Here is a 25696-nt window from a genome sequence, read left to right on the forward strand (position 1 = left end):
GGCTCACGAGACGAGCCCGCCGAGGAATTTGAAGAGATTGAGTTTCTGCAGGTCGTTCCAGGTCGCGAACAACATTAAACTGGCCAGCAAAGCAAGGCCGACGCGATATCCCGCCTCCTGAACCTGAGCGGCGACAGGCCGACGCGCCACCGCCTCATAGGCGTAAAACATCAGATGCCCCCCATCCAGCACCGGAACGGGCAGCAGATTAAGAAAGCCGATTCCGACCGAAAGTATGGCGGCGAAGCTGGTCAACGTCAGCAGGAGATTTCCCGCCATGGCCAGAGGATCAGGATTGGCCGCCACCGCCGCGTTGGTCAGAGCGCCCGAAGCCTTGGCGATTCCAAGCGGTCCGCTGAACTGGTCGCCCGATTCGCGGCCGGAGAAGATGCGGCCGATATAGGTGAAGGTGGTGCTGAGGATGTTGCCCGTTTCCTGGAATCCACGGCCCACGGCGGCGATCGGTCCATAACGCACGTGACGCACTTCATCGCGGCTGGAGCCCAGGGCGAGACCAATACGGCCGACCGAGACCCGTCCAGCGATGGGGTTCTCTTCGATCTTGCGTTCCGGGGTGGCGGTCAGTTGCACGTCGGCGCCCGCACGCTCGACCGTGAACTGGACAGGATCACCGCTGCTGAGCGCCACGACCTGCGTCACCTCGCCGCCGTCGGCGATCAGCTTGCCGTTGACGCGGGTGATCAGGTCGCCCGGCAGGAAACCGGCGACTGCGGCCGGCGAGTCGGGTTGAACCTGCATGACCCGGGCGGGGCGAAGTTCGACTCCGACCAGGCTGAAGAGCAGGGTGAAGATAAAGATCGCCAGCACGAAGTTGGCCAGGGGACCGCCCGCAACGACCAGAGCGCGCTGCCACAAGGGCTTGAAATACAGATAATCTTTTTCTGCGCCCGCCCCGTGGGCGGCGATCAGATCCTTCTTGAGGGCCTCAAGCCCCACCTTGTCCGGCACGCCTGTCGCATCCAGATCGCCGGCGAATTTGACGTAGCCGCCCAGCGGCAGCCACCCCAGACGCCATTCGACGCCGCGCTTGTCGGTACGCTGGAAGATGGCGCGGCCAAAGCCGATGGAGAAACGCTCCATCTTCACGCCAAAGGCGCGCGCGGTCAAAAAGTGGCCCAGTTCATGGACCGTGACGACCAGCGTCAGCACCAGAAGGAACGGCACGACATAGATCAGGGCTTGCCCAAGAACACCTAGCATCCCAGTCATGTCTCCTGTCGCCCTCAGGCTGCAATTGCGAGCGAGGCGATGATGTCGTTCGCAATCCGTCGGGCCGCTGCGTCAACGGCCAGGGCCGCGTCACAGGCGTCGTCGGAACCGGAACCCACCCCCGAATTCGTCGCACGCTCCAAGGTGTCGGCGACGACTGCGGCAATATTGAGAAAGCCCAGCCGACGGTCAAGGAAGGCCAGGGCCGCGACTTCGTTGGCCGCGTTGAAAACAATGGGCGCCACGCCCCCCGCCGCCAGGGCTTCGCGCGCCAGACGCAAGGCCGGGAAGCGCGTCATGTCGGGCGCCTCAAACGTCAGACGGCCCAGCGCCGCTAGGTCCAGCTTCGGCGCGGGCCAGGCCAGTCGGTCAGGCCAGGCCAGGGCGCAGGCGATGGGGGTCTTCATGTCGGGCGGCCCCATCTGGGCCAGGGTCGAACCATCCACATATTCCACAAGGCTGTGGATGATTGATTCGGGGTGGACGACGACGTCGATCTGGTCGCCGCTCATGGCGAACAGATAGGCCGCCTCGATCAGCTCCAGACCCTTGTTGGCCATGGTGGCGCTGTCTACCGAGATCTTGGCGCCCATGCTCCAGTTCGGGTGCGCCACCGCCTGCTCCGGGGTGATCCGGCCCATGGCCTCGCTCGGCAGGGTGCGGAAAGGGCCGCCCGAGGCGGTCAGCACCAGCTTCGACACCTGCTCCGGCGCCTCAGCCGGAAAGACCTGGAAGATGGCGGAGTGTTCGGAATCGACCGGGATCAGCTTACCGCCGCTGCGCTTGACCCGTTCGATCAGGGCCGGGCCGCAGCAGACCAGGCTTTCCTTGTTGGCCAGAGCCAGGGTCGCGCCGGTGGCGGCGGCGGCCCAGGCCGAGCGCAGGCCCGCCGAACCGACGATGGAGGCCATGACCCAGTCCACAGGCCGCGTCGCGGCCTCGACGATGGCGTCAGGCCCCGCCGCCGCCTCGACGCCGGTTCCGGCCAGGGCATCGCGTAGTTCCGACAGGCGCGCGGGGTCCGCCGTTACCGCCATCCTGGGCCGCCAGCGACGCGACTGCTCAGCCAGGCGGGCGATATTGGCGCCGCCGGTCAGGACCTCGACCTGAAACGCCCCAGAACCGGCCGTCTCGGCCTGGTCCATGAGGTCCAGGGTCGAGGCGCCGACTGAGCCGGTTGAACCCAGCACGCTGATCTTGCGGGTGATCACGCGCCCTGCCCCAGCATCAGGACGATCACGCGTCCCGCCGCCACGACCACGACGGCGAACATCAGGCCGTCGACCCGGTCCAGCAGACCGCCGTGGCCCGGAATGATGTTCCCCGCGTCCTTGACCCCGAAGCGACGCTTCAGCGCCGACTCCCACAGGTCGCCGGCCATGGTGGCCAAAGCCGCCGCCAAGCCCAGCACGCCGCCCCAGAAGACATTCAGACGCCCCATCTCCAGCCAGCCCGCCATGGCGGCGCCCGCAATCATCCCGGCGATCAGGCCGCCGATGAAGCCGGACCAGGTCTTGTTCGGCGAAAAACGCGGCCACAGCTTGGGCCCGCCGACGGCGCTGCCGACCAGATAGGCCAGAATGTCGGACGCCCAGGCCACGGCGAAGACCAGAACGGTCCAGTACAGACCCTGCGCGTCGTTCAGGTCACGCAGCCAGATCAGCAGGACACAGGGCCAACCGAGGTAGAGAACCCCATAGGCCGCATCCAGCGCCTCGGCCCCGCGCGAACGGGCGAACAGGCCCGCCGCCAGAGCGCCGAAGACCAGCAGGATCAGCGCCAGCGACATCTGGCCGACGTGGGCCGCGACCACGGCGACGATCAGCGCCAGCGCGACTGCCGCCCCGACCGAACGCCAGAAGCGCGGCGCGCTCATCCGCGCCCACTCGAACGCCAAAAGACCGCAGGCCGCGACGACCAGGGCGCAGAACCAGCCGCCGCCGGCCCAGGTGGCCAGCACGGCCGCCGGCGCGAGCACTACGGCCGAGGCCGCTCTCAGGCCGATGTCACCGATCTTCAACGCCATCAACCTACCGCCGTCTTCGCCTCGGCGTCTGACAGGACGTCGCGCCCGCCATATCGCCGCTCGCGATTACCATAGAGGGACACCGCCTCGGCCAGAGCCTCGGCGCCGTAATCCGGCCAAAGAATGTCCTGAAACACCAGTTCCGCGTAGGCCGCTTCCCACAACAGGAAGTTGGATAGACGCTGCTCGCCCGAAGTTCGCACGATCAGGTCCACCGGCGGCGCCCCCGCCGTCGATAGGCCGGCCCCGAGGTCGTCCTCGGTCACTTCGCCCTCGAACTGTCCGGCGCGCGCCTGATCGACCAGCCGCTGGGCCGCATCCACCAGATCAGCCCGCCCGCCATAGTTGAACGCCACCTGCAAAAGGAATCGGGTGTTGTGGGCGGTCTGGGCTTCGGCGCGATCGACGATGGCGGCGATGTCGCTGGGCAGGCCCTTGCGGCGCCCCAGGATGCGTATACGCACGCCCGCCTCGTCCAGCCGCTTGAGGTCGCTGCCGACGAACGCTCGCACCAACCCCATCAGGTCCGACACCTCGTCCGCCGGGCGGCTCCAATTCTCGGTCGAGAAACCGAACACCGTCAGGCAGCGAATGCCGAAGTCCGGGGCCGCCTTGATCGTGCGCCGCAGAGCCTGAACCCCCTCACGGTGCCCCATGACGCGCGGCAGACCGCGACGCTCGGCCCAGCGACCGTTGCCGTCCATGATCAGGGCGACGTGACGTGGCCCCTTTTCAGGCCCGGTGGCGACGGTCTCGGCCGACATTGCTTGGGTCCCTCCCGACGCTGGCTTGCGTCAGACCTGCATGATCTCGACTTCCTTGACCTTCAAGGCCTCGTCGATCTTCTTGATGGCGGCGTCCGTGTCCTTCTGGACCTCGGCTTCCATCTTCTTCTGCTCGTCCTGGCTGATCTCGGTGGCCTTTTCGGCCTTTTTCAGGTCGTCGTTGGCGTCACGACGCACGTTGCGCACGGCGATCTTCTGCTGCTCGGCGTACTTGCCGGCCAGCTTGACCAGGTCCTTGCGGCGCTCTTCGGTCAGCGGCGGCACCGGGATGCGCAGGGTCTGACCGTCAACGATCGGGTTCAGGCCCAGACCGGCGGCGCGAATGGCCTTCTCGACCGGCCCGACCATGCCCTTGTCCCAGACGCTGACCGAGATCATGCGCGGCTCAGGCACGCTGATAGCGGCCACGGCGTTCAACGGCGAGGTCGAGCCATAGGCGTCAACCTGAACCGGGTCCAACAGACCCGAGTTGGCCCGGCCGGTGCGCAGACCCGCGAAGTCTTCCTTCAGCGAGGCGACCGCCTTTTCCATGCGGTCGCGATAGGTCTTGAGGTCGGGCTTGGCCATGGTGGTTTTCCTTGGTCTGTCGTTCGGGTCGAGAGCCGCTTACGCGGCCTTGTTGGTGATGACGGTGAAAGTGCCTTCGCCGCGCAGGGTCTTGCGCAGCGAGTCTTCCTCGCGGATCGAGAAGACCACGATCGGGATATCGCTGTCGCGCATCAGGGCGATGGCCGAGGCGTCCATGACGCGCAGGTCCTTGGCCAGAACCTCCTGATAGGTCAGCGTATCGTAGCGGGTCGCCGTCGCGTCCTTCTTGGGGTCGGCGGTATAGACGCCGTCCACGCTGGTCCCCTTCAGCAGGGCGTCGCAACCCATTTCAGCCGCGCGCAGGGCGGCGCCTGAGTCGGTCGTGAAAAAGGGTGCGCCCACGCCGGCGGCGAAGATCACCACCCGTCCCTTTTCCAGATGCCGCATGGCGCGGCGGCGGATGTAGGGTTCTGCGATGGCGGCCATGGGAATGGCGCTCTGGACCCGCGTATCGACGCCGATCTTCTCGAGCGCACCCTGCATGGCCAGGGCGTTCATGATGGTCGCCAGCATGCCCATGTAGTCGGCGTTGGCGCGATCCATGCCCTCGGCGGCCTTGGACAGGCCACGGAAGATGTTGCCGCCGCCGATGACCAGGCAGATCTCGACGCCTTCGCGCGCCACCTGGGCCACAGCCGCCGCCACGACATCGACCGTCTTCATGTCGATGCCATAGGACTGATCGCCCATCAGGACCTCGCCCGAGACCTTGAGCAGGACGCGCTTGTAACGAAACTCGGAGGGGGCGTCGGGCATGGGTATGGGTCCGTGGATACTGGGGTTAGGCATCCGCGCGAGGTGAATCGGCGGTTCATCATAGACGAAGGGCGCGCCGGCCATCAAAGCCGAACGCGCCCTTTTGAAAATTCTTCCCTTTCAGGAAGAAACTTCGGTGTTAGTTGCCGCCCGTCATCGAGGCGACTTCAGCGGCGAAGTCAGGGCTCTCGACCTTCTCGACGCCTTCACCCAGGGCCAGACGGACGAAGCCGGCCAGCTTGAGGTTCGAGGAGCCCAGTTCCTTGGCCGAGTTCACGACCAGCTGCTCGATGGTCACGTCAGGGTCCATGACGAACGGCTGCTTGGTCAGCACCACGTCCTTCTGGAACTTGTTGATCTGGCCTTCCACGATCTTGGCGATCATGGCTTCCGGGCGACCTTCTTCCTTGGCCTTTTCGGTCAGAACAGAGCGTTCCTTCTCGATGGCGGCGGGGTCCAGGTCGTCGGTGTTCAGCGACAGCGGCGCCGTGGCGGCGACGTGCATGGCGATCTTGCGGCCCAGTTCGCGCAGAGCAGCCTTGTCGCCCTCGCCTTCCAGAGCCACCAGAACGCCGATGCGGCCGACGCCCGGCGAAACAGCATTGTGGACGTAGGACGACACGACGCCCTGCGACACGGCCAGACGGGCCGCGCGACGCAGTTGCATGTTCTCGCCGATGGTGGCGATCAGCTGGGTCACTTCGTCCTGAACGGTGCGGCCGCTTTCCAGCGTCGCGCCGCTGATGGCTTCGACGCCGTCATGGTGCAGCGCCAGGGCAGCGAACTGCTTGGCGGCGGTTTGGAACAGGTCGTTGCGGGCGACGAAGTCGGTTTCCGCGTTGAACTCGATGGCGGCGGCGACTTCGCCCTCGCCGTCTTCACGCGTGGCGACGGCGACAACACCTTCAGCGGCGACGCGGTCGGCCTTCTTGGCGGCCTTGGACAGACCCTTGGCGCGCAGCCAGTCGATAGCTGCGTCGATGTCGCCGTTGGTTTCCACCAGCGCCTTCTTGCAGTCCATCATGCCGACGCCCGAACGCTCGCGAAGGTCCTTCACGAGGGCGGCAGTGATCTCGGCCATGTTCTTCTCCTGAAAATTCAAATGAGCGGCCGGGCATGGATAGCCCGGCCGCATGTCAGTTTGGCGTAGGCCCGATCACCGATCGGGCCCCGAGAGCGCCTTAGCCCTCGACCTTTTCTTCAGTCGTCGCGAGCAGTTCTTCAGCCACAGCTTCCGTACCGGCCGGGGCGGCTTCAGCTTCAACCGGAGCAGCAGCGGCTTCACGCAGCATGGGTTCAACCGGAGCTTCCGAAGCGCCCAGGTCGATGCCCGAGGCCGAAGCGCCGGCGGCCAGGCCGTCCAGGACGGCGTCGGCGATCAGGTCGCAGTAGGTCTGGATGGCGCGGGCGGCGTCGTCGTTGCCCGGGACCGGATAGGTGATGCCGTCCGGGTCCGAGTTGGTGTCCAGGATGGCGATGATCGGGATGTTCAGCTTGCGGGCTTCCTGGATCGCGATCGCTTCCTTGTTGGTGTCGATCACGAACATGATGTCCGGGATCGAACCCATGTCCTTGATGCCGCCCAGCGACAGTTCCAGCTTGTCCTTCTCGCGCTGCAGGTTCAGCAGCTCTTTCTTGACGCGGCCTTCGCCGCCGGTGGCCAGAACGGTTTCCAGCTCGCGCAGGCGGGCGATCGAGCCCGAGACGGTGCGCCAGTTGGTCAGCGTGCCGCCGAGCCAGCGGTTGTTCATGTAGTACTGGGCGCAGCGCGTGGCGGCTTCAGCCACCGGGCCGGCAGCCTGACGCTTGGTGCCGACGAACAGAACGCGACCGCCCTTGGCGGCGACGTCACGCACAGCCACCAGAGCCTGGTGGAACAGCGGCATCGTCTGCGACAGGTCGATGATGTGGATGTTCGAGCGCGAGCCGAAGATGTAGCGGTCCATCTTCGGGTTCCAGCGGTGCGTCTGGTGACCGAAGTGAGCGCCGGCTTCCAGCAGCGTACGCATCGAGAATTCTGGCAGTGCCATGATCGTGGTGTCCTTTTTCCGATCAAACCTAGCGTGGGCGAGTAAAAGGACCTGCGGTCCCTCGGAACGGTGCAGGCCGGGATGTCTCCCCGGGCCGCGCCACGCCCACGTGCGAAGTGCGCGCGCTCTCTAGGCGGATTGTTCGGAAAAGGCAAGCCAATCAGTCAGAAGCTGCGCCCGTCCACGCGCGTCGCCGTCCAGCTCCAGGGCTCCACATCGGTCAGCGTCCGCACATTGATCGCTGCGACCTCCGACCCGTCCGGCGCCACGCCATAGCCGAAGGGCTGAACCCCGCAGGTCTTGCAGAAGCGGTGATCGATCTTGTGCTGGTTGAAGAAGTAGGAGGTGGTGGCGTCCTCGCCCGCCGTCTGGCGGAAGGCTGCGCGCGGCGCGAAAGCCAGAACGAAGCCCTTTCGATAGCAGTGCGAACAGTTGCACTCGATCAGGCCCTCCAGCCCGACCTCGACCTCATAGGCCACTGCGCCGCAGTGGCAGGACCCCTTATGCACGGTCAGGTTCGCTCTCCTCCCTCAAGATGTCGGCAGACTGTATTCCAGATCGTAGTGATGAACGCCGTCCTTGATCGTCAGATGAAAGACCCCGGCGATCCCCGCCAGGTCCCCAGCCCCCGATCCCGGCACGATGGTGATCAGCAGCTCCTGCGCGCCCCGGTCCATCAGACCGCGATGCACCAGGGTGAAGGCCCCTTCGCGACCGTCGATGACGCCGCGAACCCGGTCGAGCGCCACATAGGCGCCGGACCGCTCCGGGCTCATCGTCGCCAGCATTTCGCCGGCGGCGGTTCCGATCAGGTCGCCATGAAAGGTCTTGGCCAGAAGCATGCGTCCCGGCGCGTCCGACGCGGCGCCCTCCGCCGGCTGGACCGGAGTGATGACGACCTCAAATGTCCCGCGTGCATTCTTCATGACCAGCCCCTCGTCCATCAGGCGTCCTCCAGCATCACCACACCCGGAGCCGACTTCAGCGCCCCGCGCAGGGCGGCGTCGAGACGATAGCGGCCCGGCAGCTTGATCTCGACCTCGGTGCGACCGCCTAGGGTCGCCTGCAACCAGACCTCGCCGCCCTTGCCCTGAGCCCGCGCCCGGTCCAGCCGCGCCTTCAGCGCCTCGGCGTCCGCCGTCTGCGCCGACAGGACGACGCGCAGCCCGATCTGGGTGTCGTCCAGCAGGGTCTCCATCCGGCTGGCGTCGTCGCCGAAGAAGCGCACCTCGCCGTCCGCCGACTTGGCCCGCACCTTGACCAGAACCGAGGTCCCGACCTCGAGGATATCACGGCACCGCCGCAGCTGTTCCGGCGGGAACAGGCATTCGAACTCGCCCGTCGGGTCCGAGAAGGTGACGAAGGCGAACTTCTCACCGCTCTTGGCGCTGGCCCGTTCCTGACGACGACGCACGACGCCGGCCATCAGGAAGGCTTCATGCCCGGCCTCCGCCAAGCCTTGCGCCTCGGCCACAAAGGTCACGCGCTTGCGCTTCAGCGCGGGCGTCAGATCCTCCAGCGGGTGGCCCGACAGATAGAATCCGACCGCCGAAAGTTCCTGATCCAGCTTGTCCGGCCCGGCCCAGGGCTCGACGCTGCGCAGACGCGGCCGTGAGGCGCCCGCCTGATCCGCGCCGAACAGGCTGACCTGCGACGAGGCGCGCTCTGCAGCCACGCTCTGGCAATAGGCGATCAGGATGTCGGCCTGTTCGAACAGCTGGCGGCGGTTGGGGTTGAGGCTGTCAAAGGCGCCGGCCTTGGCCAGACCTTCGAGCGCCCGCTTGTTGACCGCCTTGGGATCGACCCGTTCCAGGAAGTCGAAGAGGTCGGCGAAGGGTCCGCCCGCCTCGCGCACCTCGACGACATGCTTCATCGCCTCCAGGCCGACGTTGCGGATAGCGCCCAAAGCATAAAGGACGCTGCCCTGCCCGTCCTTCCACTGGACGTCGAAGTCCGCCGAGGAACGGTTGATGTCCGGGGCCAGGACCGGCACCTCGAAGCGGCGGCAGTCCTGATAGAAGACCGCCAGCTTGTCGGTGTTCGACAGGTCGAGGCTCATCGAGGCGGCGAAGAACTCGACCGGGTGATTGGCCTTCAGCCAGCCCGTCTGGAACGAGATCAGCGCATAGGCGGCGGCGTGCGACTTGTTGAAACCGTAGCCCGCGAACTTGGCCACCAGGTCGAAGATGGAGCCGGACTGAGCCTCGGGGACGTTCTTTTCCGAGGCGCCCTTGACGAAGCGAAGGCGCTGGAAATCCATCTCCTCCTTCTTCTTCTTGCCCATGGCGCGGCGCAGAAGGTCGGCTTCGCCCAGGCTGTAGCCCGCCAGGACCTGGGCGATCTTCATCACCTGTTCCTGATAGATGATGACGCCGTAGGTCTCAGTCAGGACCTCGGTCAGGGACGGGTGCAGATAGTCCACCTCGGCCCGGCCGAACTTCCGGTCGATATAGGTGTCGATCATCTCCATCGGCCCGGGCCGATAGAGGGAGATCAGGGCGGTGATTTCTTCGATGGAGCCGCAGCGCATCTTGCGCAGGGTGTCGCGCATCCCCTGGGATTCCAGCTGGAAGACCCCGACCGTCTGACCCGAGGCCATCAGTTCATAGGTCTTTGCGTCGTCCAGCGGCAGCAGGTTCCATTCCGGCGCCGCGCCGCGCCGCTCCAGATACTCCCGCGCCCGGTCCAGCACCGTCAGGGTCTTCAGGCCCAGGAAGTCGAACTTGACCAGGCCCGCCGGCTCGACCCACTTCATGTTGAACTGGCTGGCCGGGATGGTCGAGCGCGGGTCCTGATACAGCGGCACCAGTTCGGTCAGCGGCCGATCGCCGATGACGATGCCGGCGGCGTGGGTCGAGGCGTTGCGGTACAGCCCCTCCAGCTCCAGCGCCGTCTCCAACAGGGTGCGTACCGCCGGCTCAGCGTCGCGCGCCTCCTTCAGCCGCGGCTCCAGATCAATCGCTTGCGCCAGAGTGACGGGGTTGGCCGGGTTGTTCGGCACCATCTTGCAGAGGCGGTCCACCTGACCCAGCGGCATCTGCAGCACCCGCCCGACGTCGCGCAGCACGGCGCGTGCCTGAAGCGTACCGAAGGTGATGATCTGGGCCACCCGGTCCTTGCCGTAGTGGTCCTGCACATAGTCGATCACCTCTTCCCGCCGCTCCTGGCAGAAGTCGATGTCGAAGTCGGGCATGGAGACGCGTTCGGGGTTCAGGAAGCGCTCGAACAGCAGGCCGAACCGCAAGGGGTCCAGATCGGTGATGGTCAGCGACCAGGCCACCAGAGAGCCGGCGCCGGAACCCCGCCCCGGTCCGACCGGAATTCCGTGCAGCTTGGCCCATTTGATGAAGTCGGCCACGATCAGGAAGTAGCCGGGGAAGCCCATCTGCTGAATGATCCCGACCTCCCATTCGAGGCGGGTCCAGTATTCTTCTTCCGGCGCGGCGGGCGTGACCTGTTGCAGACGGGCCTTCAGCCCCTCGCGCGCCTGGTGCGCCAGTTCGTCGGGCTCGGAACGACCGGCGCCGGTGTCGAAGCGCGGCAGGATGGGCGCCCGCGTGGGCACCAGGAAGGCGCAGCGGCGCGCGATGTCGATGGTGTTGTCGCAAGCCTCGGGCAGGTCCGCGAACAGCTGGCGCATGGCCTCCGCCGTCTTGAACCAATGTTCCCCGGTGATGCGGCGCCGGTCTTCCTGGCCGGTGAAGGCGCCGTCGGAAATGCAGAGCAAGGCGTCGTGCGACTTCGCCTGCGCCGCCTTGGCATAATAGACGTCGTTGGTGGCGACCAAAGGCACGTCGTTGGCGTAGGCCCAGTCGACCAGGCCACGCTCGGCGACCGGCTCCTGCGGCAGACCGTGGCGTTGCAACTCTACATAGAAACGATCACCGAAGACGCGCTTCATCTCTTCGAGAGAAGATATGGCGTCATCGCGCTTGTTCTGGACGAACAGAGGGTCGATCGGGCCGTCGGGACCGCCCGAAAGGAGGATCAGCCCCTCGGACTTATCCACAACCAGTCCCCAGGGCACGCCAGGCTCCGACATCTCACCGGCGTCGAGATAGGCGGCGGACGACAGGGCGCAGAGGTTGAGCCAGCCCTGCTCGTTCTGGACCAGCAGGACCACGGTCGAGGTCTTGGCCCAACGCTCGGCGACCTGGCCGCCGATGCCCAGCACAGGCAAGGCGCAGGCGACGATGGGCTGGACGCCCGCGTCCTTGGCGGTCTGGCTGAATTCCAGAGCGCCGAACAGGTTGGCGCGGTCGGCCACGGCGACGGCGGGCATGCCGGCGTCCGCCGCCATCTTGCCGATCTTGCTGGCCTTGATCGCCCCTTCCAGCAGGGAATAGGCGCTGCGGACCCGCAGATGGACAAAACCCTGACTGTTCGCCGTTTCCGCCAATACCAACTCCGCTGATCCCGAAAACCGGGACCTCTCATATCCGACCGCCGCGCGGCCGAAGTTTGATCATGCAGGGAGTCGATGCGGCGATCACGTCACCAGGAAAGACGCCTGCCAGATCATCCAGACGAAGCCGCCGCACGACGCAAGCGACAGCATATCCCTCACCCAACGCGACATCGGCTTATCCCCAGTTAGCGTGTTCCTGAAACGTTCTATATTCCCGCTTTGTTCTCATTGCAAGCGCCCTTGAACGCGCACAGCCATCCGTCTTCCCGGCTTGCGCGTATGCTGAAGAGAATGACCGGGAGTGTCCTATGTCGCGCCTTCTGCCTCTGATCGGCCTGATCCTGACGGCGGCCTGCTCGCCCAGCGAAGCGCCCGCCAGCGCCGCGCCGCTGGAGCCCGCCCCGCCCGGCTATCAGACGGCGGTCTTCGCCGGCGGCTGTTTCTGGTCCAGCGAAAAGGCGTTCGACGGCCTGCCCGGCGTGCGCTCGGCGGTGTCGGGCTTCGTCGGCGGCACGCGGCCCAACCCGACCTATGAGCAGGTGATCCGAGGCGGGACCGGCTATCGCGAGGCCGTGGAGGTGACGTTTGATCCCGCCGTCGTCAGCTATCGCACGCTAGTCGATCGCTACTGGCGCACTATCGACCCCACCGATCAGACCGGCCAGTTCTGCGATCAGGGCCCGTCCTATGTCACGGCGGTCTATGCCACAGAGGCCCAGACGGCGGTCGCACAGGCGTCTCGCCGAGCGGCTCAGGCCGCGCTGGGCGCCAAGGGTTCGCGCTTCACCACCCCGGTCTATCCCGCCATGCGTTTCTGGCCCGCCGGCGCCGAGCATCAGGACTACGCCCGGCGACGGCCCGCCCAATATGAAAGCTATCGCGTGGGTTGCCGTCGCAGCGTCAGGCTGCGCGCCCTGTGGGGCGACGCCGCCGTGGGCTGATCAGCAGGCGCAAGACCTCAATCGGCTGGCCTCAGTAGGCTTGGGCCTCGGCGGCGCGTTCTTCCAGATGGCCGTCCTTCAGGGCGAAGACGCGGTCCATGTGACCGGCCAGCTCCATGTTGTGGGTGGCGATCAGGGCGGCGACGCCCGTGGTCTTGGCCAGTTGGCGCAAGCTCTCGAACACCGCGTGACTGTTGGTCGGGTCAAGGTTGCCGGTGGGTTCATCGGCCAGCAGCAGGCGCGGGCTGTTGGCCAGTGAGCGGGCGATGGCGACGCGTTGCTGTTCGCCGCCCGACAGTTGTGCGGGCTGGTGCAGGAAGCGCTCGCCCAGACCCAGGCTGGTCAGCAGGGCCTCGGCCCGGCGGCGGGCTTCAGCCTCGGAATGACCAGCGATGCGCATCGGCAGGGCGACGTTGTCCCGTGCATCAAATTCCGGCAGCAGGTGGTGGAATTGATAGACGAAACCGATCCGCGACAAGCGCAGACGCGTGCGCGCCCGCTCGTCCAGACCGCCGACGTCCTCGCCGTCGATCATGACCTGACCGCTGGTCGGGCGCTCCAACAGGCCGGCGGCGTGCAGCAGGCTCGACTTGCCCGAACCCGAAGGTCCGATCAGGCCGACAACCTCGCCCGGCATGATGTCCAGATCGACGCCCTTCAACACCGTCAGGCCGCCGGAAGCGGTCGGATAGGTGCGGGTGATGCCGCGCAGGCGCAGCGTCGGCGTGGTGTTCAGCGGACTATTCAAAGCGCAGGGCCTCCACCGGGTCGATCCGCGACGCGTTCCACGACGGCGGCAGGCTGGCGAGGCAGCTCATGAAGAAGGAGAAGACCGCGACCCAGGTCACGTCCCACGGATCGACCAGGGCCGGAATGGCGTCCAGCATATAGACGTCGGCGTTGAACAGCTGCACCCCGGTGATGCCTTCGATGAAGTGCTGGATCGCGCCGATGTTCAGGCAGAACAGCAGGCCCAGCACCAGACCGGCGATGGTGCCGCCAATGCCGATAGCGGCGCCGGAGATGAAGAAGATGCGCAGGATCGACGAGGGACTGGCCCCCACGGTGCGCAGGATGGCGATATCGCGGGTCTTGTTCTTCACCAGCATGACGATGCCGCTGATGATGTTCATGGCGGCGATGGCCACGACCAGGCCCAGGATGATGCTCATGGCCACACGCTCGACCTTCAGCGCGCCCCAGAAGGCGGCCAGGCGGGTGCGCCAGTCGCTGACGATGCTGCCGGGACCGGCGGCCTGCTGCACAGGCGCCAGCAGGGTTTCGACCTGATCGGGCTCGGCCACCTTCATCTCGATGACGTCCCAGACGCCCTCCTTGCCGAAGAAGAGCTGGGCCTGTTCCAGCGGCATGAAGATGAAGGCGCGGTCGTAGTCGGCGGTGCCGGAGCTGAAGATGCCGCCGACGCGGTAGGTCTTTTCCAGCCCGCCGAGGTTGCCGAAGGCGCTGTCGGCCCCGGTCGGCGAATAGATGGACAGGGCGCTGCCCACGGTTAGCCCCATCTGGTCGGCCAGAGCCTTGCCGATCAGGATATTGTCGCCGCCATAGGCGCCTTGGCCGAAGGAGGCCCGCATCTCAGGCGTCAGGCTGTCATAGACGAACTTGGTAGAGGCCAGATCCTGAGGCCTCACGCCGCGCACGACGCCGCCGGTCATCTGACCGCCCGCACGGAACATGGCGGGGGATTCCGTCAGCGGCGTCACCGAGACGACGCCGGGGACGTCGCTGATCCGCTTCACCGTCGCGTCGCGGTCGGGCGAGGTCAGCACCGGCCCCTGGACATACATATGCCCGTTGAACGACAGCATCCGCCCCAGCAGTTCGCTGCGGAAGCCGGCCATGATGCTCATCACGCTGATCAGCACCGCCACGGCCAGCATGATGCCGATGAAGCTGATGATGGCGATCAGGGCGACCCCGCCCTCCTTGCGCTTGGCGCGCAGGTAGCGAAGGGCCAGTCCGATCTCCCAGGCGGAGAAGGGACCGGCGGGCTTTACGGCAGGCGGCGCGGAGGCCGTCGCGGCGTCGGTCATTGCGTCAGCAGCTCCAGGGCAGCGTCCAGCGGCAGGGTTTGCTTCTCGCCGGTGGCGCGGCGTTTCAGTTCAACCACGCCGTCAGCCAGGCCCTTGGGGCCGATGGTCAGTTGCCACGGCACGCCGATCAGGTCGGCGGTGGCGAACTTGCCGCCGGGACGCTCGTCGGTGTCGTCGTAGAGGACGTCCTTGCCCAGGGCTTCGAGCTTGGCCACGGCGTCTTCACAGGCGGCCGACACGGCTTCGTCGTTGGCGCGCAGGTTGATCACCACCACGTCGAACGGGGCGACCGAGTCCGGCCAGATGATGCCGCCGGCGTCGTGGCTGGCCTCGATGATGGCGCCCATCAGACGCGACACGCCGACGCCGTAGCTGCCCATGTGGACCTCGGTGTCCTGACCGTCCGGTCCGGCGACCTTGGCCTTCATCGGGGCCGAGTATTTCGTGCCGAAGTAGAAGATGTGGCCGACCTCGATGCCGCGCGCCGACAGGCGGTCGCCCTCGGCGGTCTGGCTCTCGAACTGGGCCGCGTCGTGCATTTCCTCGGTCGCGGCGTAGAGAGCCGTGCGCTCGTTGAAGACGCCTTCCAGTTGTTCGACGCTGAGGTTGTGGCCCGGCGCGTCCATCTCGACCAGCTTGCGGTCGCAGAAGACCTCGCTCTCGCCGGTCTCGGCCAGAACGATGAACTCGTGGCTCAGGTCGCCGCCGATGGGGCCGGTGTCGGCGCGCATCGGCACGGCCTTCAGGCCCAGACGCGAGAAGGTGTTCAGGTAGGCGGCGAACATCCGCTTGTAGGCGATGCGGGCCGAGGCCTCGTCCAGATCGAAGGAATAGGCGTCCTTCATCAGGAACTCGCGGCCGCGCATGACGCCGAACCGCGGACGGCGCTCGTCGCGGAACTTCCACTGGATGTGGAAGAGGTTCAGCGGCAGGGCCTTGTACGACTTCACATAGGCCCGGAAGATATCCGTGACCATTTCCTCGTTGGTCGGTCCGTACAGCAGTTCGCGCTCATGACGGTCGGCGATGCGCAGCATCTCGGGACCGTAGGCGTCGTAACGCCCGGACTCACGCCACAGGTCGGCCAGTTGCAGCGTCGGCATCAGCAGTTCGACCGCCCCTGCCCGCTCCTGCTCCTGACGCACGATGCCTTCGATCTTGCGCAGGACGCGCAGGCCCAGCGGCAGCCAGGCGTAGATGCCGGCGGCCTCCTGTTTGATCATGCCCGCGCGCAGCATCAGCTGGTGCGACACGATCTGGGCGTCGGAAGGGGCTTCTTTGAGGGTCGGCAGGAAGTAGCGCGACAGGCGCATGTGAGAATCTCTGCAAAATCAGTCTGGCCCGAGGTTAACCGGGCGAATGGGGCGAAAGCTAGAGCGCAGGTCCGCGCGAAAAGTCCGGCAGCGGCATCCACCCCGTCGAGACGATGAAGACGATGAAGGCCCAGACGATGGCCGACACCCAGGTCGTGGTGATGAACTTCTTCTTCAGCTGGGGATTAGCGGGCGCGCCCCACTGGCTGCCGTCGGTCGGCGGCGTCTCGACCTGCTTGGACGAGCCCAACGGCAGGATCGTGAACAGCACGATCCACCACGAGGTCAGATACAGCGCCACCAGGGTGAAGGGGCCAAGAGGCATCGGGGCATTCCATCCATCGGTTCGTGCGCCCTTCGCATTCCGCTCACGTCAGGCGCGGGCTAAGGAAGGGCGCGAAACAAGGACGCCCTCATGCCACAGATCACCCTGGAACACTCCCCCCATTTCGACGGGACAGATTGGCGCGCCCTGGCGCTGGAGATCCATCAGCTGTGCGTGGACCTGGTCGGCGCGACGACCCAGGCCTGCAAGACGCGCATCGTGCGCTGCGACGACCTGATCATCGCCGACGGCGACCCGGCCCAGGCCATGGTCCACTGCGACCTGCGCATCCTGACCGGACGGACGCAGGAACAGAAGACGGCGCTGGGCGAAGCGGTTCAGGCGGCGCTGCTGGCGGGGGTAAAGGCCTATGACGGCCCGGCGCAGATTTCGGTCGAGATCGGGGCGCTGGACAAGGACAATTATCGGAAGGTCACGCTGGAAGGCTGACGAGACAAAGCCCTCTCCCGCTGGGAGAGGGCTTGAGCCTCCAAGAGCGTAGCGATTGGTCAGGCGAAAGGGTGAGGGTCGAAGGCGTCCGTCGGCGTCAGCCGCAGCGGCTTACGCCGACGGATATCGCCAACCCTCATCCGGCCCTTCGGGCCACCTTCTCCCATCGGGAGAAGGACAGCGTCAGGGATGCGGACGCCCGATCCCGTACCGCGCGGCCCAGTAGGGCAGGATGTCGTCGTCCTGCAAGAACCGGGCGCCGATCTCTGCGCTGACCTGGGCGTCCGGCCAGTCGAACTCGCCGTCCAGCACCAGCAGCGGGCAGCTTTGGTTGGCCTCCCCCACCTCGGCCACCACGGCGGCGCGCGGACGCGGGTGGTCCAGGTGCGTGACCTGGACCTGCTCGCGCAGACGGGGATAGAGGCTCAGAACGCCCTCGATCCGGGCGCCGGGCGGGCAGTACCAGGGCCCGCCCTGATCGTCGAACCAGTCAGCGTTCAGCAGATAAAGCCGATCCGTCATTACAGACGCAGGATGACGGTTTCGACGATGGGACGACGGTCCCAGATCTGCTGGCTGGCCTTTTTCAGCACGCGGCTGACGGCCTGTTCGACCACCAGTTCATCGTCCAGCGCATCGCCCTTCAGCTTGCGAACCGCCTGTTCGGCACGCTCGGCCAGATCGTCGAGGATGTCCCCCAGAGGACGGTCCTCGTCGCCTGGCAGGCCGATGCCGCGCACGTCGATGTCGCTGACGATCTTGCCGCGCTTGTCCATGGCGAAGCTGACGACCAGGACGCCGTTGGAGGCCGCGTGCCGACGCTCGCGCAGGGCCTCGCCCGCCTCCTCGACCAGCATACCGCCATCGACGAACAGACGGCCCGAGGGCACTTCGTCGATGATGGCCGCGGGCCCGGGGGCCAGACGCACCATGTCGCCGTTGCGCGGGGTCACGGTTTCCGGGACCAGCATTTCCTTGGCCAGGATGGCGTGCTCCATCAGGTGGCGGCGCATCCCGTGGGTCGGCACCGCAATCTGCGGACGGGCCCAACCGTACATCTGGCGCAGTTCGTCACGGCACGGGTGGCCGGAGACGTGGATGCCCGGATGGTCCTTCTCGGTGTAGAGGCGCACGCCCTTGTCGGCCATCTTGTCTTGCAGGCGGCCGATCGACAGCTCGTTGCCGGGGATGACCCGCGACGAGAAGATGCAGTGGTCGCCCTTGCCCAGCCGGATGAAGGGGTGGGTCCCCTCGGCCACGCGTGACAGGGCGGCGCGGACTTCGCCCTGGCTGCCGGTGCAAAGATACAGGATCTCGTCGGCGGGCCAGACGCGGGCTTCCTGCTCGCTGAGGAAGGGCTTCACATCGCTGAGCATGCCGACCGACTTGGCAGCCGCGGTGATGCGGTGCATCGAACGACCGGCCAGGGCCACGCGGCGGCCGGCGGCCTCGGCGGCGCGGATGACGCTGTCCATGCGGGCGACGTTGGAGGCGAAGCAGCCGACGGCGACCCGGCCCTTCAGGTCCTTGATCAGGTCGGCGATCGCCACCTTCACATCGCCTTCGGACCCGGCTGAGCCTTCCACGAAGACGTTGGTGCTGTCGCAGACCATGGCCAGCACGCCTTCGTCGCCGAGACGCTTGATGGCCTCCACGTCGGTGCGGTCGCCCACGACGGGATCGTCGTCGATCTTCCAGTCGCCGGTGTGCAGGATCGTGCCCAGCGGCGTCTTGATCGCCAGACCGTTCGGCTCGGCGATCGAGTGGGTCAGCGTCACATAGGTCACGTCGAACGGACCCAGGTTCACGGCACCGCCCAGCGGCACTTCGTTCAGTTCGACGTCATCGAGGATATTGGCGTCGCGCAGCTTTTCACGGATCAGATAGGCGGTGAAGGGCGTCGCATACAGCGGTGCCTGAATGCGCGGCCACAGCCAGCCCAGGGCGCCGATGTGGTCTTCGTGGGCGTGCGTCAGCACGATGCCCAGGATGGTCTCGCCTTCCAGGAAGGAGGGATCGGGCACGATCACGTCCACGCCGGGCGTGGAGGGATCGCCGAAGGTCACGCCGACGTCGACGAGAATCCATTTGCGGTCATGCGCCGGGCCGAAGCCATAGGCGTTGAGGTTCATACCGATCTCGTTCGAGCCGCCCAGCGGCAGGAAGACGAGTTCGTCGTTTTGAGTTTTCTTTGTCATGCGTCCCTAAAGGTGGGTATTCCGCCGCCAGATTTCGAGTAGGCCGCGGATAGTCAGGTCCGGATCGAACCGGTCGATTGATTGGGTTGAGCCTTCAAACAGCGAGGCGACGCCGCCGGTGCCGACGACCGTCATGGGCTTGCCCCACTCGGCCTTGATGCGGTCCACCAGCCCTTCGATCAGGGCGATATAACCCCAGAAGACGCCGGATTGCATGGAGGTGACGGTGTCGCGCCCGATGACGACCTCGGGGCGTTGAATGGCGATGCGCGGCAGCTTGGCCGCCGCTTCGTGCAAGGCTTGTAGCGACAGGTTGATGCCGGGCGCGATCAGTCCGCCCTCGAAGGCGCCCTGCCCCCGCTCGGCTCCGCCCGACACCACGTCGAAGGTCGTGGCCGTGCCGCTGTCGATCAGCAGCAGGTCGCCCTCATAGACTTGCAGCGCGCCGATGGCGTTGACCAGACGGTCCGCCCCGGCCTCGCTGGGCTTGGGAATGCGAACCTCGATGCCGAGGTTGACGTTCTCGCCGATCACCAGGGGTTCGACGTGGATGTAGCGCCGCGCCAGGTTGCGCAGGTTGAAGATCGACTGCGGCACCACGCTGGAGATGATGCAGCCATCCAGATCCTTCATGCTGAGGCCTGAGCTCAGCTTGGCCCCGCCCATCTCGAACAGTTGGTGCAGCCAGACGGCGTATTCATCCGCCGTGCGCATGGCGTCGGTGGCCGTGCGCCACTGGGCGATCCATTCATTGCCGTGGTAAACGGCGAACAGTGTGTTGGTGTTGCCTTGCTCGATCGCCAGCAGCATCAGGCGGCCTCTCCGAAAAAGACATCGCCGGCGGAGATCACGCGCAAGCGTCCGTCCGGCAGTTTCAGGCGCAGCGAACCGTCCGCCTCGACCCCGTCAGCCGTGCCGATCAGGGTCTCGTTCGTCAGTCGCGCCGTGCAGGGGCCGTGCAGACCGGGCGTCCGCGCGATCCAGGCGTCGAGAATGGGTTGGAAGCCCAGCGTCGTCCAGCGATCCAGCCAGACGCCGAAGGTCTCGGCCAGAGCCTTGGCGGCCTCATCCACCGACGGCGGCGAAACGACGCCATGCGCCAGATGTTCAGCGATGCAGGTAGCCGGCCGTTCGGTCTCGCCCGGCGTCTGGCTCAGGTTCACGCCGATCCCGACCGCCAGCCACAGGCCGCCTGAAGGGGCCGGGCCGGACTCGATGAGAATGCCGGAGGTCTTGCGACCGTCCAGCAGCACGTCATTGGGCCATTTTATCGTGACCAGGGCCGGTGGGACATAGCGGTCCAGCAGGTCCGCCACCGCCAGCGAGGCGGCGAAGGTCAGTTGGGCCGCTTCGGCGGGCGATTTCTGCGTCAGCAACAGCAGCGAGGTGAAGAGATTGCCGCTGTCGCTGCCCCACTGGCGTCCGCGACGGCCACGGCCAGCCGTCTGCCGCCGCGCCGCGATCCACAGCGGTCCGACCTCGCCCGCCTCGGCGCGGCGTCGCGCCTCGGCGTTGGTGGAGTCGGTTTCGTCGAGGATCAGGACCGGGGCCGTCAAGCGCCCTTACCCGACGCCGACGCCCGAGGCGGCGGCGCGGGTCAGCGGCTCCAGCCACGTAAGGGCGACGATCACCAGCGGGAAGCAGAAGGCGGCGGCCACAAGCGCGATCCACTTGGCTTCCAGCGGCGACTTGTCGGTGACGACCTCGGTTTCGGCGGCATCGAACCACATCACCTTGATGATGCGCAGGTAGTAGAAGCCGGCCACGACCGAGGCGACCAGACCGGCGGCGCCGGCCATCCAGTAGCCCGCGTCGGCGGCGGCGCCGAAGACGAAGAACTTGCCCCAGAAGCCCGACATCGGCGGAATACCGACAGCCGACAGCGACAGGATGGTCAGGGCGACCGCCAGCAGCGGGCGATCCTTCTTCAGCCCGGCCAGGTCGGAAATCTTGCGGATCGGACGACCATTGCGGCTCAGCGACAGCAGGACGGCGAAGAAGCCGAACTGGTCGATGGCGTACAGGGTCATGAACATCAGCGTGGCCTGAACGCCGGCTTCAGTGCCCGCCGCCACGCCCAACAGGGCGTAGCCGATGTTGATGATCGAGGAATAGGCCAGCAGGCGCTGGATGTCCTTCTGCATCAGACCGCCGAACGAACCGACGGCGAAGCTGATCAGCGAGATCAGGATGATGACCTGGGCCCATTGACCGTGGGCGACGCCGAAGCCTTCGACCAGGACGCGGATGATCAGGACCATGGCGGCGATCTTGGGCGCCGTGGCGAACAGGGCCACGACCGGGGTCGGGGCGCCTTCATAGACGTCAGGCGTCCACATGTGGAACGGCGCGGCCGAAACCTTGAACGCCAGACCGCAGATCAGGAAGACCAGGCCGAAGATCAGGCCCGGGCCAGGGTTGGCGGTGGCGAAGGCGGCGATGTCGACGAAGCGCATCGAACCGGCGAAGCCGTAGATCAGGCTGGCGCCGTAGAGCAGCAGGCCCGACGACAGGGCGCCCAGGACAAAATACTTCAGGCCGGCTTCAGAAGCCTTCAGGTTGTCGCGGTGATAGGCGGCCAGGACGTACAGAGCCAGCGAGTGCATCTCGATGCCGATGTAGAGCGAGATCAGGTCGCCCGATGAAGCCATCATCGACATGCCGACCGAGGCCAGCACGATCAGGACGGGGTACTCGAACTTGGCGATGCCGTTGCGGTGAATCCAGCCGTCGCCGAGGACGATGGCGACCGCCGCCGACAGGAAGATGGCGACCTTGCCGTAGACGGCCAGCGGGTCGGCCACATAGGCGCCGTTGAAGGCCGTGCCCAGCGGGCCGACTGCGGCCAAGACCGAGGCGGCGGCCAGCAGCAGGATCGACAGGCCCGAGATCAGGCGCGTCGACTTCTCGCCAGTGAAGGCGCCGAGCATGAGCAGCACCAGCCCGCCGACCGCAAGGGTCAGCTCCGGGGCGGCGAGTTGAAGGGCGGAAGACAGATCAGTCATTATGCTCTCACCCGCCAATGGCTGCGCGATAGGCGGTCGTCAGGGCCTCAACGGTCGGCCCGGTGTAGTCGAGGACGGCGTTGGGATAGAGACCCAGCCAGATGGTGCCCACGATCAGCGGCACGAAGATCAGCAGCTCGCGCTTGTCGATGTCCGTGATGGTCTGCAGCGCCGGGTTCTTGATCTCGCCGTACATGACATTGCGGAACAGCGTCAGGGCGTAGACCGCCGAGAAGATGACGCCCGAGGCCGCCACGAGGGCCGTCCAGGTCGAGACCTGATAGGCGCCGGTCATCGTCAGCACTTCGCCGATGAAGCCCGAGGTGCCCGGCAGGCCGACGTTGGCCATGGTGAACATCAGGAAGATGGCCGCATACCAGGGCATGCGCGCGGTCAGGCCGCCGTAGAAGGCGATCTCACGCGTGTGCATCCGGTCATAGACCACGCCGACGCAGAGGAAGAGCGCGCCCGAGATCAGGCCGTGGCTCAGCATCTGGAAGACCGCGCCCTGAACGCCCGTGTCGTTGCCCGCGAAGATGCCCATGGTCACGAAGCCCATGTGGGCGACCGACGAATAGGCGATCAGCTTCTTGATGTCGGTCTGACGGAAGGCGACCAGCGACGTATAGACCACGGCGATCACCGACAGGGTGAAGACCAGGGGCGTGAACATCTGCGACGCCTGCGGGAACATCGGCAGGTTGAACAGGATGAAGCCGTAGCCGCCGAGCTTCAGCAGGATGCCGGCCAGGATGACCGAACCCGCCGTGGGGGCCTGAACGTGGGCGTCTGGCAGCCAGGTGTGGACCGGCCACATCGGCATCTTGACCGCGAAAGAGGCGAAGAAGGCCAGCCACAGGATCGGCTGAACAGCCGGATCGAAGGCGTATTGCTTCAGCTCGGGAATGCTGGTGGTGCCCGTCTCATGGGCCATCCACAGCATGGCCAGCAGCATCAGCACCGACCCCAGCAGGGTGTAGAGGAAGAACTTGTACGAGGCGTAGATGCGGTTCGCCCCGCCCCAGATGCCGATGATCAGGAACATCGGCACCAGGGTGCCTTCGAAGAAGATGTAGAAGAGGAACAGGTCCAGCGACGTGAAGACGCCGATGACCAGGGTCTCCAGCACCAGGAAGGCGATCATGTATTCGACGACGCGCGTCTCGATCGACTTCCAGCTGGCAACGATGCAGATCGGCATCAGGAAGGCGGTCAGCAGGACGAACAGGATCGAGATCCCGTCCACGCCCAGGTGATAACCGGCGCCGGCGAACCAGGCGTAGTTTTCAACGAACTGATAGGCCGGGTTCGACGGATCGAACTGGGCCACCAGCAGGACGGACACAGCCAGCACCACCAGCGTGGTGCCCAGGGCGATCCAGCGCGCGGCCGGAGCCGCGGCGTCCTGACCGCCCTTGTTCATCATGCCGGCCAGAAGCAGCAGGCCGGCGCCGACCAGCGGCAGGAAGGTGACGATGCTCAGAATGTGAGGCACGAGGCTCAGGCTCCCCACGTGAAGATGGCGAAGGCAAGGAACGCAGCCACGCCGATCAGCATCACGAATGCATAGAAGTAGACGAAACCGGACTGGAAGCGCGACAGCCAGCCAGCCGATTTCAGCGAAGCCCAAGCGGCGCCGTTGGGGCCGAGGCCGTCGATGATCTTCACGTCGCCGATCTTCCAGAAGAAGTCGCCGAGCGCCTTGGCGCCCTTCACGAAGACGGCGTCATACAGCTCATCGAAGAACCACTTGTTGTAGAGGAAGGTCCACAGCGGTCCCTTGCGGTCGGCCCACTGCTTGGCGACGCCTTCCTTGAGGACGTAGATCCAGAAGGCGGCGAAGGTGCCGAGCAGGGTCACGACCAGCGGCGACCACTTCACCCAGGTCGGGACGTTGTGGCTCTCGTGCAGGACGTGGTTGTTGCTGCCGACGAAGATGGCGCCGCGCCAGAACTCGGCCTCATGATGACCGATGAAGTGCGGGGCGAAGATCATGCCCGCGAACACGGCGCCGATCGACAGCACCAGCAGCGGCACGACCATGGGCAGCGGGCTCTCATGCGGCGACAGCGGACGATGGTGATGGTCGTCGTGCGCGTGATCGTCATGAGCGTCATGGCTGGACAGCGGTTCGGCGTGCGTCTCCAGCTGGGCGTGCGACGCGTGGTCGTCGGCGGCGTGATGGCCGTCGTCCTTCCACTTGGCCGTGCCGTGGAAGGTCATGAAGACCAGGCGCCACGAATAGTAGGCCGTCAGCAGGGCCGCCGAGATGCCTATGACGAAGGCGAACATGCCCGCAGCCGAGTGGCCCGACGTCGCCGCCGCATAGGCGCTCTCGATGATGGAGTCCTTGGAATAGAAGCCGGCGAAGCCGCCAACGCCGGGCAGACCCAGGCCGGTGATGGCGATGGTGCCGATCATCATGACCGCATAGGTCACGGGCAGCAGCTTCCACAGGCCGCCCATGTTCCGCATGTCCTGCTCGTGGTGCATGCCGTGGATCACCGAACCGGCGCCCAGGAACAGCAGAGCCTTGAAGAAGGCGTGCGTGAACAGGTGGAACATGGCGGGCTGATAGGCGCCCACGCCCGCGGCGAAGAACATGTAGCCCAGCTGCGAACAGGTCGAATAGGCGATGACCCGCTTGATGTCGTTCTGCATCATGCCGACGGTCGCGGCGAAGATGGCCGTGATGCCGCCGATGATGGCGATGAACAGCGACGCCGTCGGCGCGTGCTCATAGAGCGGCGACAGCAGGCAGACCATATAGACGCCGGCGGTGACCATGGTCGCCGCGTGGATCAGGGCCGACACGGGCGTCGGGCCTTCCATGGCGTCCGGCAGCCAGGTGTGCAGGAAGAACTGGGCCGACTTGCCCATGGCGCCGATGAAGAGCAGCAGACCCGCCAGGTCCAGCGCCGACCAGGTGTAGCCTAGGAATTCCCAGCCCGTGCCGACCTTGCCGGCGATCTGCGGGAACAGCTCGGCGAACTGGATCGTGCCGAACATCCAGAAGATCGTCATCATGCCGAGCAGGAAGCCGAAGTCGCCCACGCGGTTGACCACGAAGGCCTTGATGGCGGCGGCCGAGGCGGTGTCCTTCTTGTACCAGAAACCGATCAGCAGATAGGAGGCCAGACCCACGCCTTCCCAGCCGAAGAACATCTGCAGGAAGTCGGCGGCCGTCACCAGCGCCAGCATCATGAAGGTGAACAGCGACAGGTAGGCGAAGAAGCGAGGACGGCTGTCGTCCTCGGCCATGTAGCCCCAGGAATAGAGGTGAACCAGCGACGACACCGTCGTCACCACGATCAGCATGGTGGCCGACATGGCGTCCACGCGGATCGACCAGTTCGACTGGAAGTCGCCGACGTGGATAAAGGGCGCGATGTGGACGGTGAAGGCTTCGAGCCCGCCCCAGGTCCACTGGCTGAACACGATCCACGAGATCGCGCACGAGAAGAACAGCAGGCCGGTCGTGACCGACTGCGAGACGATGTTCCCGATCCTGCGACCGAAGAAGCCGGCGATCATCGCCCCCAGCAGGGGGGCGAAGACGCCGAGAGTGACGAGAGTCTGGATAGTCACGG

The 25696-nt window shown here is 65.9% G+C and carries 24 protein-coding genes; 2 read left to right on the top strand and 22 right to left on the bottom strand.

Translation table 11 applies throughout. From position 1 onward, the window contains the following. Positions 1–3 precede the first annotated feature (3 nt). The 11 genes from DXK21_RS02945 to dnaE all read right to left on the bottom strand — a co-directional run bounded on the left by DXK21_RS02945 (position 4) and on the right by dnaE (position 11814). Positions 4–1221 carry a M50 family metallopeptidase gene (locus DXK21_RS02945; RefSeq protein WP_114816292.1) on the bottom strand — a complete coding sequence of 406 codons (1218 nt, stop codon included), beginning with the start codon at positions 1219–1221 and terminating at the stop codon, positions 4–6. Between the two features lie 23 nt (positions 1222–1244). Continuing rightward, entirely contained in the window at positions 1245–2441 is a 1197-nt protein-coding gene (gene dxr / locus DXK21_RS02950) for a 1-deoxy-D-xylulose-5-phosphate reductoisomerase (protein ID WP_114816293.1), read from the bottom strand. After that, the gene (locus DXK21_RS02955; protein ID WP_114816294.1) at positions 2438–3256 is read right to left on the bottom strand and encodes a phosphatidate cytidylyltransferase; all 819 of its coding nucleotides are present in this window, start codon (positions 3254–3256) and stop codon (positions 2438–2440) included. Before DXK21_RS02955 ends, dxr begins: the two co-directional genes overlap by 4 nt. Then, positions 3256–4020, bottom strand: a complete 765-nt coding sequence (uppS, locus tag DXK21_RS02960; protein WP_114816295.1) for a polyprenyl diphosphate synthase — start codon at positions 4018–4020, stop codon at positions 3256–3258. Before uppS ends, DXK21_RS02955 begins: the two co-directional genes overlap by 1 nt. 30 nt (positions 4021–4050) lie before the next feature. Beyond that, positions 4051–4608: a ribosome recycling factor gene (frr, locus tag DXK21_RS02965; RefSeq protein ID WP_114816296.1), complete on the bottom strand. Its 558-nt coding sequence runs from the start codon at positions 4606–4608 to the stop codon at positions 4051–4053. A 39-nt stretch (positions 4609–4647) separates the two neighbouring features. Next, positions 4648–5385 (bottom strand): UMP kinase, encoded by a 738-nt coding sequence (gene pyrH, locus DXK21_RS02970; protein ID WP_114816347.1) that lies wholly within the window; start codon positions 5383–5385, stop codon positions 4648–4650. Positions 5386–5524: 139 nt separating this feature from the next. After that, positions 5525–6466: a translation elongation factor Ts gene (tsf, locus tag DXK21_RS02975; protein WP_114816297.1), complete on the bottom strand. Its 942-nt coding sequence runs from the start codon at positions 6464–6466 to the stop codon at positions 5525–5527. Positions 6467–6566: 100 nt separating this feature from the next. Then, positions 6567–7415 carry a 30S ribosomal protein S2 gene (gene rpsB / locus DXK21_RS02980; RefSeq protein WP_114816298.1) on the bottom strand — a complete coding sequence of 283 codons (849 nt, stop codon included), beginning with the start codon at positions 7413–7415 and terminating at the stop codon, positions 6567–6569. Between the two features lie 164 nt (positions 7416–7579). Then, positions 7580–7924, bottom strand: a complete 345-nt coding sequence (locus DXK21_RS02985) for a GFA family protein (protein ID WP_342766887.1) — start codon at positions 7922–7924, stop codon at positions 7580–7582. Between the two features lie 21 nt (positions 7925–7945). Continuing rightward, positions 7946–8359: a DUF3224 domain-containing protein gene (locus DXK21_RS02990; protein ID WP_245945077.1), complete on the bottom strand. Its 414-nt coding sequence runs from the start codon at positions 8357–8359 to the stop codon at positions 7946–7948. Further along, positions 8359–11814, bottom strand: a complete 3456-nt coding sequence (gene dnaE / locus DXK21_RS02995) for a DNA polymerase III subunit alpha (protein WP_114816300.1) — start codon at positions 11812–11814, stop codon at positions 8359–8361. Before dnaE ends, DXK21_RS02990 begins: the two co-directional genes overlap by 1 nt. Before the next feature lie 317 nt (positions 11815–12131). Here dnaE and msrA point away from each other — a divergent pair, with 317 nt between their 5' ends. Beyond that, positions 12132–12764, top strand: coding sequence for a peptide-methionine (S)-S-oxide reductase MsrA (gene msrA / locus DXK21_RS03000; protein ID WP_114816301.1), 633 nt, complete (start codon positions 12132–12134; stop codon positions 12762–12764). 31 nt (positions 12765–12795) lie between these two features. On the opposite strand, the gene DXK21_RS03005 is transcribed toward msrA, so the two are convergent. Genes DXK21_RS03005 through DXK21_RS03020 form a run of 4 tightly spaced genes read right to left on the bottom strand, consistent with a single transcriptional unit; the run spans position 12796 to position 16453 of the window. Then, complete coding sequence (locus DXK21_RS03005; RefSeq protein WP_245945078.1) at positions 12796–13512, bottom strand: ABC transporter ATP-binding protein; 717 nt, start codon at positions 13510–13512, stop codon at positions 12796–12798. Then, positions 13505–14815, bottom strand: coding sequence for a lipoprotein-releasing ABC transporter permease subunit (locus tag DXK21_RS03010; RefSeq protein ID WP_114816302.1), 1311 nt, complete (start codon positions 14813–14815; stop codon positions 13505–13507). Before DXK21_RS03010 ends, DXK21_RS03005 begins: the two co-directional genes overlap by 8 nt. Further along, entirely contained in the window at positions 14812–16128 is a 1317-nt protein-coding gene (gene proS, locus DXK21_RS03015; RefSeq protein WP_114816303.1) for a proline--tRNA ligase, read from the bottom strand. The genes DXK21_RS03010 and proS overlap by 4 nt, the downstream gene beginning before the upstream one ends. Before the next feature lie 58 nt (positions 16129–16186). Next, on the bottom strand, positions 16187–16453 hold the full coding sequence (locus DXK21_RS03020; RefSeq protein WP_114816304.1) for a DUF1467 family protein: 267 nt from the start codon (positions 16451–16453) through the stop codon (positions 16187–16189). A 90-nt stretch (positions 16454–16543) separates the two neighbouring features. Here DXK21_RS03020 and DXK21_RS03025 point away from each other — a divergent pair, with 90 nt between their 5' ends. Continuing rightward, the gene (locus DXK21_RS03025) at positions 16544–16903 is read left to right on the top strand and encodes a 5-carboxymethyl-2-hydroxymuconate Delta-isomerase (protein WP_114816305.1); all 360 of its coding nucleotides are present in this window, start codon (positions 16544–16546) and stop codon (positions 16901–16903) included. A gap of 183 nt (positions 16904–17086) precedes the next feature. Here the strand turns inward: DXK21_RS03025 and DXK21_RS03030 are convergent, their stop codons facing one another. From DXK21_RS03030 to nuoL, 7 genes are read right to left on the bottom strand one after another with little or no spacing between them, the layout of a single operon-like run. Then, positions 17087–17425: a DUF3088 family protein gene (locus tag DXK21_RS03030; protein ID WP_114816306.1), complete on the bottom strand. Its 339-nt coding sequence runs from the start codon at positions 17423–17425 to the stop codon at positions 17087–17089. Next, positions 17425–19101, bottom strand: coding sequence for a ribonuclease J (locus tag DXK21_RS03035; RefSeq protein WP_114816307.1), 1677 nt, complete (start codon positions 19099–19101; stop codon positions 17425–17427). The genes DXK21_RS03030 and DXK21_RS03035 overlap by 1 nt, the downstream gene beginning before the upstream one ends. Positions 19102–19107: 6 nt before the next feature. Beyond that, complete coding sequence (locus tag DXK21_RS03040; RefSeq protein ID WP_114816308.1) at positions 19108–19914, bottom strand: type III pantothenate kinase; 807 nt, start codon at positions 19912–19914, stop codon at positions 19108–19110. Further along, the gene (locus DXK21_RS03045) at positions 19911–20657 is read right to left on the bottom strand and encodes a biotin--[acetyl-CoA-carboxylase] ligase (RefSeq protein WP_114816309.1); all 747 of its coding nucleotides are present in this window, start codon (positions 20655–20657) and stop codon (positions 19911–19913) included. The genes DXK21_RS03040 and DXK21_RS03045 overlap by 4 nt, the downstream gene beginning before the upstream one ends. Positions 20658–20663: 6 nt before the next feature. Beyond that, on the bottom strand, positions 20664–22106 hold the full coding sequence (gene nuoN, locus DXK21_RS03050) for an NADH-quinone oxidoreductase subunit NuoN (protein ID WP_114816310.1): 1443 nt from the start codon (positions 22104–22106) through the stop codon (positions 20664–20666). A 7-nt stretch (positions 22107–22113) separates the two neighbouring features. Beyond that, positions 22114–23601 carry an NADH-quinone oxidoreductase subunit M gene (locus DXK21_RS03055; RefSeq protein WP_114816350.1) on the bottom strand — a complete coding sequence of 496 codons (1488 nt, stop codon included), beginning with the start codon at positions 23599–23601 and terminating at the stop codon, positions 22114–22116. Positions 23602–23606: 5 nt separating this feature from the next. Next, the gene (gene nuoL, locus DXK21_RS03060) at positions 23607–25688 is read right to left on the bottom strand and encodes an NADH-quinone oxidoreductase subunit L (RefSeq protein ID WP_170136947.1); all 2082 of its coding nucleotides are present in this window, start codon (positions 25686–25688) and stop codon (positions 23607–23609) included. Positions 25689–25696 lie beyond the last annotated feature (8 nt).

Origin of the sequence: Brevundimonas bullata (genome assembly GCF_003350205.1) — a bacterium.
In the GTDB taxonomy this organism is placed as follows: domain Bacteria; phylum Pseudomonadota; class Alphaproteobacteria; order Caulobacterales; family Caulobacteraceae; genus Brevundimonas; species Brevundimonas bullata.

Excerpts from the sequence above, each read along its gene's own strand:
- DXK21_RS02945 (WP_114816292.1), bottom strand. The coding sequence starts at position 1,221 with ATGCTAGGTGTTCTTGGGCAAGCCCTGATCTATGTCGTGCCGTTCCTT.
- DXK21_RS02955 (WP_114816294.1), bottom strand. The coding sequence starts at position 3,256 with ATGGCGTTGAAGATCGGTGACATCGGCCTGAGAGCGGCCTCGGCCGTA.
- uppS (WP_114816295.1), bottom strand. The coding sequence starts at position 4,020 with ATGTCGGCCGAGACCGTCGCCACCGGGCCTGAAAAGGGGCCACGTCAC.
- frr (WP_114816296.1), bottom strand. The coding sequence starts at position 4,608 with ATGGCCAAGCCCGACCTCAAGACCTATCGCGACCGCATGGAAAAGGCG.
- pyrH (WP_114816347.1), bottom strand. The coding sequence starts at position 5,385 with ATGCCCGACGCCCCCTCCGAGTTTCGTTACAAGCGCGTCCTGCTCAAG.
- tsf (WP_114816297.1), bottom strand. The coding sequence starts at position 6,466 with ATGGCCGAGATCACTGCCGCCCTCGTGAAGGACCTTCGCGAGCGTTCG.
- rpsB (WP_114816298.1), bottom strand. The coding sequence starts at position 7,415 with ATGGCACTGCCAGAATTCTCGATGCGTACGCTGCTGGAAGCCGGCGCT.
- DXK21_RS02990 (WP_245945077.1), bottom strand. The coding sequence starts at position 8,359 with ATGGACGAGGGGCTGGTCATGAAGAATGCACGCGGGACATTTGAGGTC.
- msrA (WP_114816301.1), top strand. The coding sequence starts at position 12,132 with ATGTCGCGCCTTCTGCCTCTGATCGGCCTGATCCTGACGGCGGCCTGC.
- DXK21_RS03010 (WP_114816302.1), bottom strand. The coding sequence starts at position 14,815 with ATGACCGACGCCGCGACGGCCTCCGCGCCGCCTGCCGTAAAGCCCGCC.
- proS (WP_114816303.1), bottom strand. The coding sequence starts at position 16,128 with ATGCGCCTGTCGCGCTACTTCCTGCCGACCCTCAAAGAAGCCCCTTCC.
- DXK21_RS03020 (WP_114816304.1), bottom strand. The coding sequence starts at position 16,453 with ATGCCTCTTGGCCCCTTCACCCTGGTGGCGCTGTATCTGACCTCGTGG.
- DXK21_RS03025 (WP_114816305.1), top strand. The coding sequence starts at position 16,544 with ATGCCACAGATCACCCTGGAACACTCCCCCCATTTCGACGGGACAGAT.
- DXK21_RS03030 (WP_114816306.1), bottom strand. The coding sequence starts at position 17,425 with ATGACGGATCGGCTTTATCTGCTGAACGCTGACTGGTTCGACGATCAG.
- DXK21_RS03035 (WP_114816307.1), bottom strand. The coding sequence starts at position 19,101 with ATGACAAAGAAAACTCAAAACGACGAACTCGTCTTCCTGCCGCTGGGC.
- nuoN (WP_114816310.1), bottom strand. The coding sequence starts at position 22,106 with ATGACTGATCTGTCTTCCGCCCTTCAACTCGCCGCCCCGGAGCTGACC.